Here is a 20,972-nt window from a genome sequence, read left to right as displayed (position 1 = left end):
ATGCATCACGCCGCAATGCGCGGGCACAAAAAAACGGGCCGTAGCCCGTTCTCTGCGTTTCCTGCCCGTCGCGTTCAGCGCGTGCCGTAGACCACCATGGTCTTGCCTTTGACCTGCACCAGTCCCTGGTCTTCCAGGGTCTTGAGCACGCGACCGACCATTTCCCGGGAACAGCCCACGATGCGGCCGATTTCCTGGCGGGTGATCTTGATCTGCATGCCGTCCGGATGGGTCATGGCATCCGGCTCCTTGCACAGGTCCAGCAGGGTACGAGCCACACGGCCGGTGACGTCGAGGAAAGCCAGGTCGCCCACTTTACGGGTGGTCTGGCGCAGGCGCGTGGCCATCTGCTCACCGATGAAATAGAGCACGCGCGGATCCTGCTGGGCGATCTCGCGGAACTTGGTGTAGCTGATCTCGGCCACTTCGCACTCGGTTTTGGCCTTGATCCAGGCGCTGCGCGAATCCATGTTGTCGAACAGCCCCATTTCGCCAAAGAAATCCCCGGCGTTGAGGTAAGCCATGATCATCTCGCGACCGTCGTCATCCTCGATAATGACGGTGACCGATCCCTTGACGATGTGAAACAGCGAATCGCTCTTATCGCCTGCGTAAATAATGGTGCTCTTGGCGGGATAGCGGCGTCGATGGCATTGAGAGAGGAAGTAGTCGAGGTGCTTTGTTTTTTGCTCAACCGGCTTGAGAATGGTTGCCATAATACTGTTGTGCCTCCTTCGATGGCGAGTCCCGGTGTCATTGTAATACCCAGCATCCCTGTGGGCTGTTGTTGTTATGTGACGGTGCCGGCGTGCCCGAATCGCCCCTTACAGAGCGGTGTGTCTGTCGATTCGGCCGGCATACCGTAAGCGGCGAGCCACTTATATCAGGAAGCCTGTAACCCGGCAACTTGCCGCCGGCGGGCTCGACTTTGGAGTATAGAACAAATGCCCGGTTTTTCCGCCACTTGCCCGAACCGGCCCGGGTCCGTCCGTGCGTTGCCCTGTGATAGCATTCACCCTTTACCTTCAGGAGACGGACTATGAAAGCAACCATCGACTGGACCGGTGCGGCCGGTTTCAAGGCGACATCCGGCAGCGGCCACAGCGTGCAGCTGGACGGTCCACCGGATCACGGCGGCACGGACCAGGGTCCGCGGCCGATGGAAATGGTCCTGATGGGGCTGGGTGGCTGTTCGTCTTTCGACGTCATGAGCATCCTGCAGAAATCCCGGCAGGACGTGACCGACTGCCGTGCCGAACTGGAAGCCGAGCGCGCCGACGCCGTCCCGGCGGTATTCACCCGCATTCACCTGCACTTCATCGTGACCGGCCGCAACCTCAAGGAAAACCTGGTCAAGCGCGCCGTTGCCCTGTCGGCGGAGAAGTACTGTTCCGCCTCGATCATGCTGGAAAAAGGCGGCGTGGAAATCACCCACGATTACGAAATTCGCGAGGCGGAATAGGCTACTCCGGAAACGCCATCTAAACTGTCTGGCTAACGGCGAAATCCCCTGGTACCGGCCGTCCTCGCCAGCGGCCGAAACCGCCGCGCACCAGTACGGCAAACCGCTATAAAAAACGGGGGCGGGCGTCTATCCATCCACACCCCGGATAGGCATAATACGCCCCCTCTCCGCCGGTCTGCGCAAATGGTGATCAATCCTGGTCAGACACCGGTGGCGGCCTTCGCGGCACCGGCTTGTGTGTCCGCTGCAATTCATCTCCTTGATTGGGGGGGCTGTAATGGAAACCAAACTCGAACTGCATGGTTTCAATAACCTGACCAAGTCGCTGAGCTTCAATATCTACGATATCTGTTACGCGCGGACCGAAGAGCAACGCAAGGCGTACATCGACTACATCGACGAGATGTACAACGCCGAACGCCTGACCCAGATCCTGTCGGACGTGGTCAAGATCATCGGCGCCAATATCCTTAACATCGCCCGCCAGGACTACGAGCCGCACGGCGCCTCGGTCACCATGCTGATCGCGGAGCACGAACTCGGCGACGGCACTTCCACCGACAACGAAGAGTCCCCTGGCCCGCTGCCGGATGCCATCGTGGCGCACCTGGACAAGAGCCACGTGACGGTGCACACCTACCCGGAAAGCCACCCGTACGAAGGCATCAGCACGTTCCGCGCGGACATCGACGTGTCCACCTGCGGCCTGATTTCACCGCTGAAAGTGCTGAACTACCTGATCCACAGTTTCGATTCCGACGTGGTCACCGTGGATTACCGGGTGCGTGGCTTCACCCGCGACGTGGATGGCAAGAAGCATTACAACGACCACGATATCAACTCGATCCAGAACTACCTGAGCGACGACACGCGCAACGCCTATCAGATGATCGACGTGAACGTGTACCAGGAGAATCTGTTCCACACCAAGATGAAGCTCAAGGAATTCAACCTGGACAACTACGTGTTCGGCGTGAATGCCAGCGACCTGCCCAAGGACGAAGCCGATTCCATCGCCGAGCGCCTGCAGCGGGAAATGCTGGAAATCTTCTACTCGCGCAACGTCGAGTAAGCATCCCCGAACACCTGCGAAGGCGCGCCATCCGGGCGCGCCCGAGCTTCCTTCAAATTTTCTGATCAAACCCGCCAGATTTCTCCGTTTTCATCTTGCCCGCCGAAGCCGTTCAATAGTCTCATCACTTAACGACACCCGTCGGAGGCATTGAACATGAAGAACATCCTCGTTATCACCGCCAGCATCTTCGGTCAGGACGGTCAATCAAGCCAACTGGTCAAACGCACGCTGGATCAGCTGCGCGACACCCACGGCGAGATCCGTGAAACCCATCGCGATCTGGCCGCCGAGCCGGTTCCACACCTTGACGCCGCCCGCTTTGGCGCCTTCCTGACCGGCGACGGCGAACGCGACGCGCAACAGCAACAGGTGGTCGACTACTCCGACGCCCTGATCCGAGAAATCAAGGACGCTGACATCGTCGTGCTGGGCGTGCCCATGTACAACTTCGGCATCCCGTCCGGCCTGAAGGCGTACTTCGACCACATCGCCCGCGCGGGCATTACGTTCCGCTACACCGAGAACGGCCCGGTCGGCCTGCTGGAGGATCGTCCGGTCTACGTGCTGGCCGCCCGCGGTGGCATTTACGCCGGCACGCCGAACGACTCGCAGACTCCTTACCTGCAGGCGTTCCTGGGCTTCCTGGGCCTGAAAGACGTGCACTTCGTCTACGCCGAGGGGCTGAACATGGGCGACGAGCAGAAAGCATCCGCCCTGTCCGGCGCCGGCAAGGAAATCGAAACCCTGACCGCCTGATCCGGCGGTCACCGCTCCGTGAATAACGGAAGGAGGTCACCATGACCGAACGTACCCTCAAACAGGTGATTCCGGGTGCCGAGACATCCGATGGCGCCGGCGTCCGCATCAAGCGCTCGCTGGGTCAACATCCGTCCGTGCGTCTCGACCCCTTCCTCATGCTGGATGAGTTCGGCTCCACCCAGGCCGCCGACTACATCGCCGGGTTCCCGTCCCATCCGCACCGCGGCTTCGAGACGGTGACCTACATGATCGAGGGGCACATGCTGCACGAGGATCATCTGGGCAACCGCGGCGACCTGCGCAACGGCGGCGTGCAGTGGATGACCGCCGGGCGCGGCATCATCCACTCGGAGATGCCCCAGCAGGAGCACGGGGCGATGCGCGGCTTCCAGCTGTGGCTGAACCTGCCGGCGGCGGAGAAGATGAAGGACGCCGGCTATCGCGACATCCAGCCGGAAGAGATCCCCGAGATCGCCCTCGACGGCGCCCGGCTCAAGTTGATCGCCGGCCGCATCGAACTGGACGGCCGCGAGCACACCGGCGCCATCGCCGGCGGCACCACCGCCCCGATCTACGCCGACATCCACCTGGAGCCGGCGGCAAAGGTCAGCCTGCCCCTGGCAGACAGCCACGACGGCCTGCTTTACCTGTACGACGGCGAGGCCAGCCTGGGCGACACGCGGCTGGAACGCAGCGCCGCCAACGTCCTCAGTGACGGCGACCGGCTCACCGTTACCGCCGGCCCGGATGGCGCACGGGTCCTGCTGATCGCGGGCAAGCCCATCGGCGAACCGATCGCCCAGTACGGCCCCTTCGTGATGAACACCCGCGAAGAGATCGAACAGGCCCTGCAGGACTACCGGGACGGTCGCCTGACCGCCTGAGTCAACTCATGGTCCATCCTCTCTCCTTTGGATGGCTGCTTGGCGCAGCGCCCGCTGCGCCTTTTTTATGTCGGCGCTTCCACACCTGACGGCGCGATCCCCTCTGAAACCCTCTTCTATCAATTGATCCCAAAGCTAGCGCCAGGCCCGGAACCGCCTGAGGGGGCGATGGGCAAGGCGTACGCAGCACAGTGAGCGAGGCATACCTCGGTGGTCGATGAGATCACGAGCAGCGCGCAACCCCAGACCTATCGCGGGGTCCGGGACCGCCTGAGGCGACGATGGGCGAGGCGTACGCAGCGCAGTGAGCGAGGCATACCTCGGTGGTAGGTGAGCTCACGAGCAGCGCACAACCCCAGACCTATCGCGAGGCCCGGGACCGCCTGAGGCGACGATGGGCAAGGCGTACAGAGCGCAGTGAGCGAGGCATACCTCAGTGGTAGGTGAGCTTACGAGCAGCGCGCAACCCCAGACCTATCGCGGGGCCCGGGACCGCCTGAGGCGACGATGGGCAAGGCGCACGGAGCGCAGCGCGCGAGGCATACCTGCTTGGTAGATGAGCGCGCGAGCACCGCGCAACGCCGCCCATCGTCGCCTCAGGCGGTCCTTCTAGGCAAACTGCTTTTGGGCCATGAGTTCCAACACCATGGGTCTGACAATGAGATCCATGGCCAAAGACAGCTTCGTCCCCGGAATCACCAGCGTATCGTGCCGCGACATATGACTGTTGGGAATCATCTGCAGCAGGTAGGGAAAGTCGATATCGCCGTGGTCGCGGAAGCGGATGACGATGAGACTCTCGTCGTCGTTGGGCACGTCGCGTACCACGAACGGGTTGGAGGTATCGACCATGGGGACGCGCTGGAAGTTGACGTGGGTGTGGGAGAACTGGGGGACGATGTCGGTGACGTAGTCGTCCATGCGGTTGATGATGGTCTGGACGACGGCTTCCTGGGAGTAGCCGCGCTGGTTGGTGTCACGGTAGATCTTCTGCATCCACTCGAGGTTGACGATGGGGACGACACCGATAAGCAGGTCGACGTACTGGGCAATATTGAAGTGCTCGCTGACGACACCACCGTGGAGACCTTCGTAGAACAGCAGGTCGGTATCGGCCGGCAGCGGGGCCCAGCGTGTAAACGTACCGGGCTCGTGGCCCTGGCGCATCAGGTGGAGATCCTCGTCGTGGACGTAGTCGCGATACTGGCCGGTGCCGCTGGTGCTGTAGTCGTAGAACAGGCCTTCGAGGCGATCGATGTGGTTGGCGTCGAGGGCGAAGTGGTTGCGCTGTCCGTAGCGGCCCTTCTCCGCCAGCACCGACATCTGGCTGCGGGTATAGCGGTGGAAGCTGTCGCCGCTGACGCGGGCGGCGCGGATATTCTCGCCGGCGAAGATGCGGCTGAAGATGCGACCGGTGGTGGTGGTCCCCGCCCCGGACGATCCGGTCACGGCAATGATGGGATGACGTTTCGACATAGTAACAGCAGTCCCGGGACCGCCCTCCCTGTGAATCGGTGGTGCCTGCGTGCAGGCATCGAGAGGGCAGCATAACGGGCTTGGGTCACCGTGTCAGCTCAGAACATTGTCCAGCAGTTGCGGTTTCTCAATCACATAGCCCTGGGCGTAGTCGACGCCGAGGCTGCACAGGGTATCGAGGGTGGCGCGATCTTCCACCTGGGAGGCGATGACTTCGCGGCCGGTGTAATGGGCCATGTCGACCATGGAGCGCACCATGGCGCGGTCGGCTTCGCTGCGGGACACATTGCGGGTGAAGGCGCCGGCCAGCTTGATCAGATCCACGGGCAGGGTGCGCATGTACTCGTAGGAGGTGGGGCCGCTGCCGAAATTGCCGAGACAGAAACGACAGCCGAGCTCCTTCATTTCTTCCATGAAGTCAGCCACTTCCTGCAGGTTATGGATCGCCGCCGCTTCGGTGATCTCGAACCAGAAACGCTCGATGGGCGCGTCTTTCTCGCTGAGCTTCTCGTAGATGAACTCGAGCAGCGATTCGTCGTTGAGCGAGTAGCCGGACAGGTTGATGCACACGCCGCCCAGCTTGCTGGCGCCGGACGACGTATCACGCAGGGCATCCAGCATGTGGCCGACCACCCAGCGGTCCACCGCCTGCATGCGGTTGTAGCGCTCGGCCATGCGTACGAATTCCGCCGCGGTGATCAGGTTACCGGCATCGTCGTACATGCTGATCAGGATTTCGTACTGGGTCGGCATGCGCGTTTCCTGGTGAAGCGGAATCATCTTCTGACAACGCAGCAGGACCGGCTCCGCGTCCAGATTGCCCAGACTGGCCACTTTGGCGGCGATCTGCTCCTGCTGGGAATGGGTCCGGGCATCCAGCACGTAGGTGGCGATCTTGCCGTTGCCCTGCTGCTTGGCCCGCTTGGTGGCCTCTTCCGCCGCCCGCAGCCAGCGCTCCGCGGTCACCAGGGCCGGTAACACCGGTGCGAGACCGGCACAGGCACTGAGATGGTAGCGCCGGCCGTTGAAGGTCAGATCGAGCTGCTCGATGGCGTCGACCAGGGTCCGGGCGACGCCATCGGCCGACTCCGTGGGGCAGAGAAAAGCGAACTGGTTGCCTTCCAGCCGGGCCAGGGGCGATTCATCATCCAGGTTCTGGCGCAGGCATTCGGACACTTTAGCCAGGGTATCGTCGCCGCACTTGTAGCCGGCGGTGTCATTGAGCAGGCGGAACTGGCGCAGGTCGATCAGCACCAGGCTTTCGGACACCTCGCCCGGGCGGGTCAGGTGCTGCTCCAACACCCGCTCGAATTCGCGCCGGGACAGCAGGCCGGTCAACTCGTCGTGGGTGGAGACCCAGGACAGCTGGTCGTACACCTGCTTGACCATGCGGTCGATGCTTTCGTCCACCAGCGGCCGCTCGTACTGGGCGTCGGGCACCAGAATGCCTTGCTGCAGCTGTCGCGCCAGGGGCTCCAGCTCCAGTTCCACGACCCGCATGCCCTGGTGATTGACGAACACGAAGCGGCTGAATTCCCGCGCCACCCACACCAGGCGGATGTAGAACGGATCGTCCGGATTCTCCTGATTGCGCAGCCAGTCCCCGGCGCGCAGACGCTGGGCACGACCGATCCAGCGTTGCAGGCTGCGGCGCTGGCGTTCGTTGGCGCTGTCCGGTGACGCCGGGGCCGGTTTTTCCTCGCGCGGGTAGTCCACCCACTCGGTAGTGGCCGGATCCCGCTTGACCAGGAATGCCTTGAGCTCGTCGCGGATCTGGGCGGACGGCATGTGATTGCTGGAGATTGACGCCAGGCCGTCCTGGATGATGCGCAGCAGCTCGGGCAGGTTGACGTTGGCGTCGGGATCCTCGCCATAGGCGACCAGGGAATCCAGCACGGCCAGGTAATCCTGCCAGAGCTGGCTTTCCGGGCCCTGGCGAATCCAGGTCAGGGACATCAGGTCTCGCCAGCCGCCGTTGAGCAGGCTGATCACCGCCCGGGGCAGGCGTCGCTCACCCAGGCGTTCGTCCAACACCTCGCGCACCGCCTGCTTGGCCAGCCCCACTTTCTGGGCGCCTTCGGCGGCTGCGGCAACCCGTTCAACATTGCGCCGGTACACCAGGTTCTGACGGTCGATCAATTGGTCCAGCTCGCCCTGGACCGATTCGAACACGCGGGTATCCTGCTCGAACCCGGTGGAGATCCGGTGGATCATCTCGTCTACCTTGCGCTGGATCACCGGATTAACGCGGCCGCCTTTCACGCCCAACTGGGCGAGGCGGTTCATCACACCGCGTACGGGGCTAGCTTCGTCGTCGAAGAAGGCCCGGTCACGCAGGACAACCTTGAGCACCGGCACTTCGAGCTGGCGCAACTGGCGGCGGGCACCATCGCTCAGACGCGGACTGCGGGTGACGCTGCGGAAGAACTGGTCGACCACATCCAGGGATTCCTGCTGCTCGTCGTTGAGGCCCACGTCGCCACCGGTCTTGACCTGTTCCACCACCCGGTCGCGCAGGGTGGTCTCGGCCATGGTTTCGGTCGTTACCGGCACCTGCTGCAGGCTCTGCAGCTCGCGCTGGAACTCGCCGGCCGACAGCGGTCGGGCGTTGGGCGCAAACGGCCGCGGGGCGATCTCGCCCTGCTGCTGGCGGCTGGCGCTGAGCGTCGCCAGCAGGTTGCGAACGGTGGCGAAGGCGGTCTGGGCGCTGAGGGAGTAACTGCGGAAACGGTCGCTGCTGGCGCGACCCTCGTCCATGCCGGGCGGCGCGGTTTCGACGCTGGCACCGGACGCCGACGCTTCAGGTCCGGACGGGGACGGTTCCCTGGGCTTCCGGGGTTTCGGCGCCTCGCGCCGGGGCGCGCGGTCGGTGAGGTACTTGCTCAGGTCCAGGTCCGGCAGGATGCCGTGGCGGATCAGGATCTGGTTGAGAGCCTCGTAGAGCGGCCCCAGCGACTTCAGGACCACCTGCTCGAACACCCGCAGGCAGACTTTCTCCACTTCGCGGCTGGCCTTGAGGTGCTGCAGGCTGCCGTGAAAGGCTTCACAGATGAGCGCGGGGCCCAACGGATTATGGTGGCCGGTGGCGTTACCGACACCCAGCTTGTCCAGGCGCATTCGCAACTGCAGCAGGTCGCCGCGATACATCGTGTCCGCCTTGGTCACCATCACCTTGATGGTCAGCCAGTCCTCGAACTCGCTCTTATCCACCAACGACAGTTCACTGCCGGGAAAGCCCTGGCGTTCCGGCTTGAGCGGCGATTCCAGGGCCTGCATCATCTGGTGCCAGATGGCACGTTGGCGCCCCGCCAGCAGACCCGAAGCATCCATCAGTTCGTTGGCCAGCTGATCGGAAAGCGCCGACTGGGCCGCTTCCTTGAGGGCGCCGATGGTGCGCGGAAGACAGTCAGCCATCAGTGGTTCCATATGCTGGATCACTGTCTTGGCGCACTGGTGAAGGACGAACTGGACCCGCTCGCTGGGCGGCTTGAGATGAGCCCGCTCCTGGTCCTGGCCGGCGCCACACTGACCCAGCATGGCGTCGACCGCTTCCGGATTGGAGCGGGTGAAGGCCACACCCACCGCGCCTTCAACGATACGGGCGGCACGCACGTGCAGGCTGTATGTTGAGCGGCCGTCTGCCCCCCGGAAACGCACGACCAACTCCTGCTGCTCATCGTCGCCCAGTACCCGGCGCAACCGCTGATCGGTGTCACCGGAGAAGCGAATGAACAGCCCTTCCGCGCAGAAGTCCGTGATCTGGCAGGGCCAGACCTGGTCGTTTCCTGCCTGCAACTGCGCGGCGAGTTTAATCGGTCGGCGAAGGCTGGCGCGTCGTTCCATCGATGTCCTGGATGAAGTTCAAGTAGACCCTGCAAGCATAGTCATGGTCTACGCGACCGGATGCTGCCCTGTATGATCATGGCCCAGGCACAGCATCGGTGGCATGGGCCAGACTCTGACTCCAGTATAGTGTCTGGCTTCGGGGGTGCCGATCGCGATAACAAGCTTTTACAAACTGAATCCGTTCGGTTGTGGGCGTTCGAACAGGACACATTATGCGACAGCTTAGTCAGCTCTGTCTTTCATTAATACTGGTCTCGGCCCTGTCCGGCTGCCAGTCCGTCAACTATTACCAGCAGGCCGCCGGCGGTCAGTTATCACTGTGGTGGAACAGCCAGCCCATTGACGAGTTGCTGCAGGATCCGGAGACGCCCGAAGCGCTGCGACGCAAGCTGGAACTCGTCCAACGGCTACGCGTTTTTGCCCGGGATGACCTGGCACTGCCGGTGGGTGATACTTTCTCCGATTTCGTCTCACTGGATCAACCCTATGTGGTCTACAACCTCATGGTGGCGCCGGAATTCTCCCTGACGCCACGCCAGTGGTGCTACCCGTTCGTGGGCTGCCAGTCCTACCGTGGCTATTTTCACCTGGAGGACGCCCGCGCCGCCCGCGAGCGCTACTTGGCCGACGGCGACGATACGTTCCTCGGCGGCGTGACCGCCTATTCCACCCTGGGCTGGTTCGACGACCCGGTGCATACTGGCTTCACGCAGCTGCCGGATGATCGCATGGCAGCGCTGATGTTCCACGAGCTGGCCCACAAGCAACTGTACGTGGCCAACGACACCCGGTTCAACGAGAGCTTTGCCACGGCCGTGGAACTGGAGGGGCTCAAGCGGTGGCTGCAGGCGACCGGGCAACCGGAGCAGTACGCCCGCACCCGCGCCCGCCTGCGTCGCCGGGGCGAGACCCTGGCCCTGATCGAGCAGAGCGCACAACAACTCGGCGCCCTCTATGCCCAGCAGGACACCCTGGACATAGCCGAGCTCCGGCGTCGCAAACAGGCGCTGCTTGATGAGCTGAAAACCCGTTACGGGGAACTGGAGGCAACCTGGGGCGAGCCCGGGCCCATGGCGGGTGTGATCGAGCAGGTCAACAACGCCGTGCTGGGGCTGTTCCGTCAGTACAATGGCGACGTCCCGGCGTTCCGCCAGCTGTTGGCGGACACCGGCGGGGATTTCCAGGCTTTCTACGAACAGGTGGAGCGGCTGTCCGAGGCGCCGGCGGATGTCCGCCGGCAACGGCTCGATGCCCTAGGCCAGGCGTTTGACGAAGACCTTTGAATTGCGCTGGCTGTTGTAGTTGGCCAGTTTCGGGCCGGGCAGGGCCTGCACGCTGCTGGGCTCGAAGCCCCGCTCGCGGAACCAGTGCTCGGTCTGGGTGGTGAGCACGAACAGGTTCTCCAGGCCGTGGGCGCGCGCCTGGCGCTCCACCACCGCAAGGATCTCGTCACCGCGCCCGGAACGACGGTAGGAGGGATCCACCGCGAAACAGGACAGCTCGCCAGCCTTCTCCGCCGGGTACTCGTAGAGCGCCGCACAGCCGACGATGGTGCCATCCCGCTCCACAACCGTGAAACGGTCGGTTTCGGTTTCCAGCAGTTCCCGCGAGCGACGCACCAGGATGCCTTTCTCTTCCAGCGGCTGGATCAGTTCCAGGATGCCGCCGATGTCTTCCACCCGCGCGCTGCGGATCTGCTCGTAGTTGTCGTTGCTGACCAGGGTGCCGGCACCGTCCCGGGTAAACAGTTCCTCCAGCAGCGCGCCGTCGCGGGTGTAGCTGATGATCTGACTGCGACGCACACCGCGCACGCAGGCCTCGCAGGCGGCGCGCAGCAGGCTGGCGGCGTCGCCCTGGAGGTCGCCGTCGGCCAGCCGTTCACGGGCCTGGCGCACGGTCAGCTCGCGGATCAGCTGTCCGCTGCTGTCCACCACCCCGTCCTGGCCGGTGAACACAATCAGCTTCTCCGCCTTCAGGGCCGAGGCCACCTGGCTGGCCACGTCCTCGTAGGACAGGTTGAAGATATCCCCGGTGGGGGAATAACCCAGCGGCGGCAGCAGGACGATGTGATCCAGCGCCAGCAGGGATTCGATGCCTTCCACGTCGACCCGACGCACGCGGCCGGTGTGCCCGAAATCCAGCCCGTTGAGCACGCCCACCGGCTTGGCGGTGACCAGGTTGCCGCTGCTGACGCGGATACGGGCGCCGTGCATGGGCGAATTGACCAGCCCCATGGACAGCCGGCTCTCCAGGTGGGCCCGCAACGCGCCCACCGCTTCCATCACCTGCGGCAACTGATGTTCCGGGGTGACCCGCAGCCCGTCGTGGAACTGGGACTCGAAGCCGGACTCGTCGAAACGCTGCTGGATCTGCGGCCGGGCGCCGAACGCCACCACCAGCTTGACGCCCAGACTGCTGAGCAGGGTAATGTCGTGGATGATGTTGATCAGGTTCTCGTGGGCGAGCGCTTCCCCGCCCAGGGTAAGGACAACGGTTCGGCCGCGGTGGGCATTGATGTAGGGGGATGAATGGCGGAAACCGTGCAGCCAGTCATTCGATTTCAAACGCGTTGTCTCCTCATGCTTTCGGTGTGGCCGTCACGGGGACGGCGGCTTCGGGTCAACAGCGGGGCTGTCGACACAGAAATGCTGAATCAGCCGGCTCAGGATATCCACCGCCGGCTTTACCTGGGACAGGTCCAGGTATTCGTCGGGCTGGTGCGCCTGATCGATGTGGCCGGGGCCCATGACCAGGGTTTCCATGCCCAGCTTCTGCAGCCAGGGCGCCTCAGTCGCGAACGCCACCGCCTCGGCGGAATGGCCGGTCAGCCGTTCGCAGACCCGCACCAGTTCCGCATCGGCGTCGGTCTCGAACGGCGGTACGCCGTCGAACAGCGGCTCGAAGCGCAGGCCCAGCTCGCGGCGCTCGGCCTCGGGGGAGACGCGATCCAGGATCGACTGGCGCAGCGCGTCCATGTCCATGCCCGGCAACGGACGCAGGTCGAAGTGCAGCTCGCAGTTGGCGCAGATGCGGTTGGGGTTGTCGCCACCGTGGATGCAGCCCAGGTTCATCGTCGGCACCTGCACCCGGAAATTCGGGTTGCTGTATTGCGCCTGCCACTGATCGCGCAATTCCAACAGGCCGCCGATGGCTGCATGCATTCCTTCTAGGGCATTGCGACCCAGCGACGGGTCGGACGAATGGCCGGACTGACCCTCGAACACCAGCCGCTCCATCATGATGCCCTTGTGCATGCGCACCGGCTTGAGGCCGGTGGGCTCGCCAATCACCGCGTAGCGGCCCCGGGGATGCCCGGCTTCCGCCAGCGCCCGGGCGCCGTTCATGGAGCTTTCCTCGTCGGCGGTCGCGAGGATGATCAAAGGCTGCTGCAGGGGCGTGTCCAGGAACGCGCTCGCCGCTTCGATCGCCAGCGCGAAGAAACCCTTCATGTCGCAGGTGCCCAGACCGTACCAGCGATCGTCGCGTTCGGTCAGGGTAAAGGGGTCGCTTTGCCAGCGGGACTCATCGAACGGCACGGTGTCGGTATGGCCCGACAGCACCAGACCGCCAGGTCCCTGGCCCAGGGTCGCCACCAGGTTATACTTGCCCGGCATCCCCGGCACCGGCAGCGTCTCCACGGCGAACCCCATGGGTTCGAGCCACTCCGCCAGGGTCTGGATCACCGCCTCGTTGCTGTGGTCCCAGTCCGGCGATGCACTACTGATCGACGGCTGAGAGATCAGCCGCGCCAGCATCTGCTGAACGCCCATCGCGGGCTTCTCCCGCTTCTGTGCCTGCTGTGTCATCCGGCGCCTCTCTCGATTCCTGTTCACTCGGTGCCTGTTCGCTCGCTGCCGGCTCGCTCAACGCCTGCCTGCTCGCCCCCTGCTCACTCGATCTCTGTCTATTCGATCCGATGTCAGGGGTTTCCGGTTCGCGGCCGGTGTCGTTCTGTCTGCGCCTTACTTCGAACAGTGTAATGGCTGAGCGGACCAGAGGATAGGCAACGGCGCCGCCATCCACGATGCGCGTGACCTCCAGGCGTCGATCGTCGATGCCGGACAGGCGGCCATCCACCACCCGACCGCTTTGCAGGGTGGCGCGCACATCACGCCCCAGCCAGCGTTCGGCCTGCTCCGGCGCGGTTGGCCGGTAGGTCACGGCATCGTCCGGCACCGCCGGAGCCTCCTCGGCGGGCGCGGCCACAACAGACTCCGGGGCCGGCGGTTGGTGACTGACGAACAGGTCCGGTACCCGGGCGCCGTTGTAGAACACGTCGAAACTCCGCTCCGGCGCTTCCACCTCAACACCGTCCGCGGTGACCGGCTTGCCGCGACGGGGCAAGCCCAACAGAGGCGAGCCGGGCCAGAGCGTGGCCTTGAGTTCGCCGCCGTCACGCAGCCAGACCTTGTACAGGGCCCGCAGCTGATCGCTCAGTTGGTGATGGCTGGCCTGCAGACGCCCGGCAAAATCCGCCGTGGCCCGGGTCGCCCACTGCTCCGGGGACTGGTTGCCTTCACGGGCGCAGTAGGCCGCCAACCGGCGCATGAAACCACCGTCCCGCAGGACCGCCACCACCGGCCCGGGCAACTCCCGCCAGGCGGCGTCTTCCAGCTGTGCCTGGCGCAGGTGCAGGGCCGGCAGCTGCAGTTCCATGCTGCCCAGCTTGCCCGCCTGCAGGTCCACCTGCAGGCCGCCGTGGTCGCCGTCCTGGGCCGGCGGAGTCTGTTGGATGCGCAGGTCGCCGGCGATCCGGTCAACGCCCAGGGCCATCAGGCTGGCCAGGTCGAGCTGGCCGTTGCCGCAGGGAATAACGACCGCTCGGTTGACCGCCGCCGCATGCCCGGGCGCCACCCAGTCGGTCAGCAGCGGGCTGGCCAGAGCCATGTTCAGGTTCTCGACGTGCAACTGCCAGTGCGACGGCAACGGGCCGCCGGCGAGGGATTCAAGCAGGGCCGAGGTGCCGCCGGTCTCGAACGTCAGGCGGGTGGCCCGCACCGGTTCGCTGATGGCGAAGTGGCGATATTCCACGTCGTATATGGAAATCTGTCCGGACAGGCTTGATCCGATGCGCCCCCAGCTCAGGGAACCTTGCGACGCCAGTTCCGTCTGCAGGTGCGTCAGCCCCCGGTTGACCTGGAACCAGGCCGCACCCTTGAAGCCGACGTAGGCCAACAGGAGAAGACCGAGAAGGGACAAAAACAGCTTTTTCATGCCGACTACTCTTTTTGGACGGACCCGTTTCCCGACGGCCCCGGGTTCCGCCAACTGCGTTGTGTTCCATGGAGATCATGCCTGCCATGGCGGGGTGGCCCGGTCTTTGAGGGCACGATTCCCTGTGCCGCCCATTTCGACATATTCGTGATGCGATCCGTGGGTCAGACTGACCCTGGCCGGCTCCACGTGTCGACCGGTTCTATACTGTAGCAGGACAACTGCATCTTGCGATGTGACCAGACCTCATTTCCAGCACGGCACACGAGCGGGGCTCTATGATCCATCAGCACGAACGCGCCTACATCCGTCATCCCGCCGACATCCCCCTGGACGTGGAACCCACCCGCGACTGTGGCTGCACCGGCGCTGTCCGCAACCTCAGCCGCGGTGGCCTGGCGTTTTCATCGCCACAACCCTACCTGCCGGGGGATAGCATCGATCTGATCATCCGCTGCTGCCCCGATCCGCTCAACGTGCGCGGCGAAGTGGTCTGGTGCGAGGGGCACGACAGTCAGTACGTGGTGGGCGTCGCCTTTTTCAGCGCCGGCGACGCCTATCAGGTGAGGATGGTGGAACAGATCTGCCAGATCGAGCAGTACCGGCGCGACGTGCGCCACCGGGAGAAGCGGGAGTTGACGCTGGAAGAAGCGGCCCGCGAGTGGATCGAGCGTTACGCGGGCAGCTTCGCCCAGTCCGGCTGGTCCGACGATCAGTAGCCCGGACCCGTGGGAGCGGCGAATCAGTCGCGGGAAATCAGCGTGCCGACGCCTTCGTCGGTGAAGATTTCCAGCAGGGTGGCGTGGGCCACGCGACCGTCGATGATGTGGGAGGTGGCGACGCCGTTTTCCACCGCGTTCAGGGCGCAGCGGATCTTGGGCAGCATGCCGCCGTGGATGGTGCCATCCTCGATCAGGTCATTGACCTGATGCGCCTTGAGACCGGTCAGCACGTCGCCCTGCTTGCTCTTGAGGCCGGACACGTTGGTCAGCAGGATCAGCTTCTCCGCCTTCACCGCCTCGGCGACCTTGCCGGCCACCAGGTCGGCGTTGATGTTGTAGGAGGCGCCGTCGACGCCCACGCCAATCGGCGCAATCACGGGAATCACGTTGCTGCGGGTCAGCAGGTCGATCACCTCCGTGTTAACCGACTCCACCTCGCCCACGTGGCCGATGTCGACGATCTCGCTGCGCGTCACTTCCGGGGAGCGGTTGACCACTTCCAGCTTGCGCGCGCGGATCAGGTTCGCGTCCTTGCCGGTCAGCCCCACCGCGGTGCCGCCGTGCTGGTTGATCAGGGACACGATTTCCTTGTTCACCTGGCCGCCCAGGACCATTTCCACCACGTCCATGGTCTCGCTGTCGGTCACGCGCATGCCGTTGACGAAGCGGGAGTTGATGTTCAGGCGCTCAAGCAGGTCGCCGATCTGGGGGCCGCCGCCGTGCACCACGATGGGATTGATGCCCACCGTCTTCATCAGCACCATGTCGCGGGCGAAGCTGCTCTTGAGGTCATCGTTCTCCATGGCGTTGCCGCCGTACTTGACGACGACCGTCTTGCCGGTAAACCGCTGGATGTAAGGCAGGCCCTTGCTGAGAACAGACGCCACCTGCATTGCGTTGTCACGATCCATAGCCATGGAAACAACCTTTCAGATCAGGTGGGCCGGCCGGCTCGATGCCGCACCGGCCCGTTGGATTCGGGGAAGGGATATTGTATAGCGGGGCGCCGGCGACGCAACGCCCCGCTCGATCAGAAGTCCGTTGTGACGCTGGGTGCCACGCGCGCAAGCTGATCGCGGAAAATGCCCTTGATACGCTCCAGGGCTTCGTCGGTTTCCGCTTCGAAACGCAGCACCAGCACCGGCGTGGTGTTGGAGGCCCGGCACAGGCCCCAGCCGTCCGGGTAGTCGACCCGCACGCCGTCGATGTCGGACACGTTGCCGTCGCCGAAGTCACCCTGCTCGCTGAGCTTGTCGACGATGTCGAACTTGGTCTCGTCGGTGACCGTCACGTTCAGTTCCGGCGTGCTGATGTCCTCCGGGAACTCGGCGAAGACGTCCTCGCTGTCCCGATCCTCGACACCGAGGATTTCCAGCAGCCGCGCCGCCGAATAAAGGCCGTCGTCGAAGCCGTACCAGCGCTCCTTGAAGAAGACGTGACCGGACATCTCCCCGGCCAGCAGCGCGCCGGTTTCCTTCATCTTGGCCTTCATCAGGGAATGGCCGGTTTTCCACATGATGGGGCGGCCACCGGCCTCATTGACCACGCTGGCCAGGCGGCGACTGCACTTCACGTCGTAGAGAATGTCGGAGCCCGGGTTGCGCGAGACCACGTCCCGGGCAAACAGCATCAGCAACCGGTCGGGCCAGATGATCTTGCCGGTGTTGGTGACCACGCCCAGGCGATCGCCGTCGCCGTCGAACGCCAGGCCGATGTCGGCGCTCTCGGCCTTCACTTTCTCGATCAGCGCCTGCAGGTTCTCGGGCTTGCCCGGGTCCGGGTGGTGGTTCGGGAAGCGACCATCCACCTCGCAGAACAGGGGCACCACTTCACAGCCCAGCTCTTCCACCAGGATCGGCGCCAGTTCGCCGGCAATGCCGTTACCGGCGTCGAGCACCACCTTGAGCGGCGCGGCCACGGCGATGTCACCGACGATCCGGTCCAGGTAGGCGCGACGCACATCCTGCTCGGAATAATCGCCCTGCCCCTGGGTCAGGTCAGCGCTCTGGATGCGGCCCAGCAGTTTCTGGATCGCATCGCCGGACAGGGTTTCCCCGCCCAGCATCATTTTCAGGCCGTTGTAGTTGGCCGGGTTGTGGCTGCCGGTGACCATCACGCCGGAACCGGTACCCAGCTCGTGGGTGGCGAAGTACAGCACCGGGGTCGGTACGGCGCCGACGTTGATGACGTTGCAGCCGGTGCTCATCAGGCCCCGGCTCAGTGCATCGGCCAGCTCCGGGCTGGAGTGGCGGCCATCGTAGCCGACGCAGATGTCGGTCAACTGGCGACTCTGCGCTTCGCTGCCGATGGCCCGGCCAATCTCGTGCACCACCTCGGCGGTCAGGGTCTCGCCCACCACGCCGCGGATGTCGTAGGCGCGGAAGATCGAGGGCGAGACGTCGGCCACGGCGGGCGCTTCCTCGACGCCGAAACCGTCATCACCGCCGGATGCGCCGAAACCCAGTACGTCCTCATCGCTGTCCAGCATGTCGATGTCGAGCATGTCGTTTTCCTGGAACAGCGGCTCCTCCGCCGGAACACTGCCACCGCCCTTGGTCGGGGCCGGTGCGGCTTTGGCCGCTTTCTTAGCCGCTTCCTCGGCCTTGCCGACCCGCTTGTCCACCGCCTGGGACAGGCGATTCAGCACTTCACCGATCGACGCCACCAGATCCCATTTGAAAGCCGGCTGCTTCTGGCGCTCGCCGGCAAACGCCTTGTGCGCCCACTGGATCAGGCCGGACGCGTCCCGGCGCAGGTCCGACTGCGCCCCCTTGAGCAGGAACCAGATCAGCGCCATGGCCACCAGGGCCGGCACCAGGATAACCAGCATCGCCAGCACCGGGTTCACCAGCGGCGCCGATGCCGGTTGGGACTGGTAGGTCACCGACCAGTTGGGCGCCGACAGCGCGCGGGTCAGGGTCTCGCCCTGGCCGTTGCCCCGCGCCAGGATGGTCTGCTCGCTGCCGGAGACGGTCTGCACCAGCGCCCGGCGGCCGCCGTCCGTACCCAGCGCCGGCGCGATCACCGACGGGTCGAACACCACCAGCAGGGTGCCCCGCACTGCCTGGCTGGTCGGATCGCTGATCGGGGTAGCGAACTGCACGTACCATTTGCTGTCCCGGGGGAAAGCATCGGGATGCACCGCGCGACCGGATTCCGCCTTCTTGGCCAGATCCAGGTTGACGAAGCTCAGCTCAAAGCCGGTACCAGCCTGACGCCCCACCTGGCCATACGGGAACAGGAACACCGCCTGGGTGCCGGGCAACATCTGCCTGAGGTCGCTGGTCAGGCGAGCACGTCGATCCGCATCGTCGATCGCCTCCGCCACGTGACGCTGCTGACTGTAGCCCTTGACCACGGCCCGTAGCAGCTCCAACCGCTGCTCCAGCCTTGCCTTGGCGCCGTCCGCCGCCAGCGCCGCCTGCTGGCTCTCGCGCTGCGCCTGGGCCGGCTGCAGTACGAGGAACCACATCAGCGCCGCCGCGGCAATGCCGCTGAGCAGCACCACCGCGGCCTGCTGCCCCCCAATCCCTGCCAGCTTCTTCAGTCCCTTGCGCTTGTCGGCGCCGCCTTTGGAAGCTTTCTTCGGCTTCTCTGATTTCTCCCCCGCCGGGGCGTCCGCTGCCTTTTTCTTGCCGAGTTTCATAGCGATCCCGTTATTCTTCTTGAATCCTGATGTTGCCAGTATAGTTCCCCCGCGCCAGGCCCGGTCGGGCCCGCCGTCACGCCTTGCCGGTGGAGCCGAAGCCGCCCTCGCCCCGCGCGCTGCTGTCGAAGCTGTCGACGATCTCGAAGTCGCCCTGCACCACCGGCACCAGCACCAGTTGCGCGATGCGCTCCCCGGGCTCGATGGTGAATGTGGTCTGGCCACGGTTCCAGCAGGACACCATCAGCTCGCCCTGATAATCCGAGTCGATCAGGCCCACCAGATTGCCCAGCACGATGCCATGCTTATGGCCCAGCCCGGAGCGCGGCAGGATCATCGCCGCCAGGGAAGGATCGCCGATGTGCAGCGCCAGGCCGGTGGGCAGCAGCTCCGTCTGGCCCGGCTCCAGCGTCAGCGGGCCGTCCAGGCAGGCGCGCAGGTCGAGGCCGGCGGATCCTTCCGTGGCGTAGGTGGGCATCGGGATGTCGGTGCCGATGCGGTCGTTGAGGATGCGTACCTGGAAGGTCTGTCGAGTCATTCAGTACACCTTGGCTCTGTGTCTTTCTTGATAGGTTGAAATAAGGTCCGTGTTGAATCGTGCCGCTCGTGATCTACGGCCGTCGTTCATCGAATCAGTGAGAGCCCACCCGTTCGGCGATCAGGGCCACCAGTTCGCGAGCCAGCCCCAGCTTATCGGCCGGCGGGAAGGCCAGGCTGTCATTGCCCCAGTAGACGGTCACCGCGTTGCTGTCGCTGTTGAATCCCAGCCCTGGCGTGGACACATCATTGGCGACAATCATGTCGAGATGTTTACGGGCCATCTTGTCCCGGGCGTAGTGCTCCACATCCCGGGTCTCGGCAGCGAATCCCACGGTGAAAGGTTTATCGCGGCGACCGGCAATGCGGGCGAGAATGTCCTCATTACGCACCAGCGCCACACTCATCTCGGCGTCGGATTTCTTGATCTTGTCACCGGCGCAGTCCGCCGGCCGGTAATCCGCCACGGCGGCGGTGGCAATGAACAGGTCGCAGCCATCATTGACCGCCGTTTCAGTGGCCGCCAGCATCTCCGCCGCGGTGGTGACCGACTCGCACCGCACGCCGGCCGGGCACTCCAGCGTCACCGGGCCACTCACCAGCAGCACCTCGGCGCCGGCGTCCCGGGCGGCCATGGCCAGGGCATACCCCATCTTGCCGGAGCTGTGATTGGTGATGTAGCGCACCGGATCCAGCGGCTCGCGGGTGGGGCCGGCGGTGATCACCACCCGCTTGCCGGCGAGCGGCCTGGGCCCGTCCAGGCGATCCAGCAGGCGGCCAGCCAGGGCATCGGGCTCGACCATACGCCCCGGCCCGACGTCGCCGCAGGCCTGGTCGCCGGCGTCCGGCCCCCAGAGTTCCACCTGGGGATCGCCCACCAGCAGGCGGGCGTTGCGCTGGGTGCGGGCGTTGCTCCACATGGCCTGATTCATCGCCGGGGCGAGGATGATGGGCGCGGTGGTGGCGCTGCACACTGTGGTCAACAGATCGTCGGCCATGCCGTTGGCGAGCCGCGCCATGAAGTCGGCCGAGGCCGGGGCCACCAGGACCACATCGGCCCAGCGGGCCAGCTCGATGTGCCCCATGCCCATTTCGGCGTCGGGGTCGAGCAGCGAGGTGCGCACGGCTTCGCCGCTGAGGGCCTGGAAGGTCATGGCGGTGACGAAGGCTTCAGCGCCGGGGGTCATGACCACCCGCACCTGGTGGCCGGCCTTTTTCAGCAACCTCACCAGCTCCGCGCTCTTGTAGGCCGCAATGCCACCGGTGATGCCCAGAAGAATCTGTTTTTGCGCCATGTCGGCTCCGTTATCCAACCGCAAATAGAGACCGTTGATAAACGCACTAAGAT

General features: G+C 64.5%; 16 protein-coding genes. 6 read left to right on the top strand and 10 right to left on the bottom strand.

Annotated features, from left to right (window positions below):
* Positions 1 to 74: 74 nt before the first annotated feature.
* Entirely contained in the window at positions 75 to 716 is a 642-nt protein-coding gene (crp, locus tag GQB00_RS19065; RefSeq protein ID WP_111496909.1) for a cAMP-activated global transcriptional regulator CRP, read from the bottom strand.
* A gap of 323 nt (positions 717 to 1,039) precedes the next feature.
* On the opposite strand from crp, the gene GQB00_RS19060 reads away from it, so the two are divergent.
* The 4 genes from GQB00_RS19060 (at position 1,040) to GQB00_RS19045 (ending at position 4,183) form a co-directional block, all read left to right on the top strand.
* Entirely contained in the window at positions 1,040 to 1,462 is a 423-nt protein-coding gene (locus GQB00_RS19060; RefSeq protein ID WP_111496910.1) for an OsmC family protein, read from the top strand.
* A 280-nt stretch (positions 1,463 to 1,742) separates the two neighbouring features.
* Entirely contained in the window at positions 1,743 to 2,537 is a 795-nt protein-coding gene (speD, locus tag GQB00_RS19055) for an adenosylmethionine decarboxylase (protein WP_111496911.1), read from the top strand.
* Positions 2,538 to 2,693: 156 nt separating this feature from the next.
* A complete protein-coding gene (locus GQB00_RS19050) occupies positions 2,694 to 3,296 on the top strand; it encodes an FMN-dependent NADH-azoreductase (RefSeq protein WP_111496912.1) in 603 nt (200 codons plus the stop codon).
* A gap of 41 nt (positions 3,297 to 3,337) precedes the next feature.
* Positions 3,338 to 4,183, top strand: a complete 846-nt coding sequence (locus GQB00_RS19045; protein WP_165857432.1) for a pirin family protein — start codon at positions 3,338 to 3,340, stop codon at positions 4,181 to 4,183.
* Positions 4,184 to 4,792: 609 nt separating this feature from the next.
* On the opposite strand, the gene GQB00_RS19040 is transcribed toward GQB00_RS19045, so the two are convergent.
* Together GQB00_RS19040 and GQB00_RS19035 are read right to left on the bottom strand one after the other, a co-directional pair.
* A complete protein-coding gene (locus GQB00_RS19040) occupies positions 4,793 to 5,659 on the bottom strand; it encodes a phosphoribulokinase (protein WP_111496914.1) in 867 nt (288 codons plus the stop codon).
* Positions 5,660 to 5,752: 93 nt separating this feature from the next.
* Positions 5,753 to 9,502: a DUF1631 family protein gene (locus GQB00_RS19035; RefSeq protein ID WP_165857431.1), complete on the bottom strand. Its 3,750-nt coding sequence runs from the start codon at positions 9,500 to 9,502 to the stop codon at positions 5,753 to 5,755.
* Between the two features lie 215 nt (positions 9,503 to 9,717).
* Between GQB00_RS19035 and GQB00_RS19030 the strand changes: the two genes are divergently transcribed.
* Positions 9,718 to 10,788 (top strand): aminopeptidase, encoded by a 1,071-nt coding sequence (locus GQB00_RS19030; protein WP_165857430.1) that lies wholly within the window; start codon positions 9,718 to 9,720, stop codon positions 10,786 to 10,788.
* Here the strand turns inward: GQB00_RS19030 and argA are convergent.
* From argA to GQB00_RS19015, 3 genes are read right to left on the bottom strand one after another with little or no spacing between them, the layout of a single operon-like run.
* Positions 10,759 to 12,069, bottom strand: a complete 1,311-nt coding sequence (argA, locus tag GQB00_RS19025; RefSeq protein WP_165857429.1) for an amino-acid N-acetyltransferase — start codon at positions 12,067 to 12,069, stop codon at positions 10,759 to 10,761. The genes GQB00_RS19030 and argA overlap by 30 nt on opposite strands.
* Positions 12,070 to 12,102: 33 nt before the next feature.
* On the bottom strand, positions 12,103 to 13,275 hold the full coding sequence (gene argE, locus GQB00_RS19020) for an acetylornithine deacetylase (protein WP_165857428.1): 1,173 nt from the start codon (positions 13,273 to 13,275) through the stop codon (positions 12,103 to 12,105).
* Entirely contained in the window at positions 13,223 to 14,719 is a 1,497-nt protein-coding gene (locus tag GQB00_RS19015) for a hypothetical protein (RefSeq protein WP_165857427.1), read from the bottom strand. Before GQB00_RS19015 ends, argE begins: the two co-directional genes overlap by 53 nt.
* A 278-nt stretch (positions 14,720 to 14,997) precedes the next feature.
* Here GQB00_RS19015 and GQB00_RS19010 point away from each other — a divergent pair, with 278 nt between their 5' ends.
* Entirely contained in the window at positions 14,998 to 15,438 is a 441-nt protein-coding gene (locus GQB00_RS19010; protein WP_165857426.1) for a PilZ domain-containing protein, read from the top strand.
* Positions 15,439 to 15,461: 23 nt separating this feature from the next.
* On the opposite strand, the gene argB is transcribed toward GQB00_RS19010, so the two are convergent.
* The 4 genes from argB to coaBC all read right to left on the bottom strand — a co-directional run bounded on the left by argB (position 15,462) and on the right by coaBC (position 20,919).
* Positions 15,462 to 16,358 carry an acetylglutamate kinase gene (argB, locus tag GQB00_RS19005; protein ID WP_111496921.1) on the bottom strand — a complete coding sequence of 299 codons (897 nt, stop codon included), beginning with the start codon at positions 16,356 to 16,358 and terminating at the stop codon, positions 15,462 to 15,464.
* A gap of 113 nt (positions 16,359 to 16,471) precedes the next feature.
* Positions 16,472 to 19,087: a phosphomannomutase/phosphoglucomutase gene (locus GQB00_RS22110; protein WP_165857425.1), complete on the bottom strand. Its 2,616-nt coding sequence runs from the start codon at positions 19,085 to 19,087 to the stop codon at positions 16,472 to 16,474.
* A 76-nt stretch (positions 19,088 to 19,163) separates the two neighbouring features.
* A complete protein-coding gene (gene dut, locus GQB00_RS18995) occupies positions 19,164 to 19,625 on the bottom strand; it encodes a dUTP diphosphatase (RefSeq protein WP_165857424.1) in 462 nt (153 codons plus the stop codon).
* A gap of 94 nt (positions 19,626 to 19,719) precedes the next feature.
* Positions 19,720 to 20,919: a bifunctional phosphopantothenoylcysteine decarboxylase/phosphopantothenate--cysteine ligase CoaBC gene (gene coaBC, locus GQB00_RS18990; RefSeq protein WP_165857423.1), complete on the bottom strand. Its 1,200-nt coding sequence runs from the start codon at positions 20,917 to 20,919 to the stop codon at positions 19,720 to 19,722.
* Between the last annotated feature and the right edge of the window lie 53 nt (positions 20,920 to 20,972).

Source organism: Marinobacter sp. JSM 1782161 (assembly GCF_011421605.1).
GTDB classification, from domain to species: Bacteria; Pseudomonadota; Gammaproteobacteria; order Pseudomonadales; family Oleiphilaceae; genus Marinobacter_A; species Marinobacter_A bohaiensis.
This window is presented reverse-complemented; position numbering and strand designations above follow the sequence as displayed.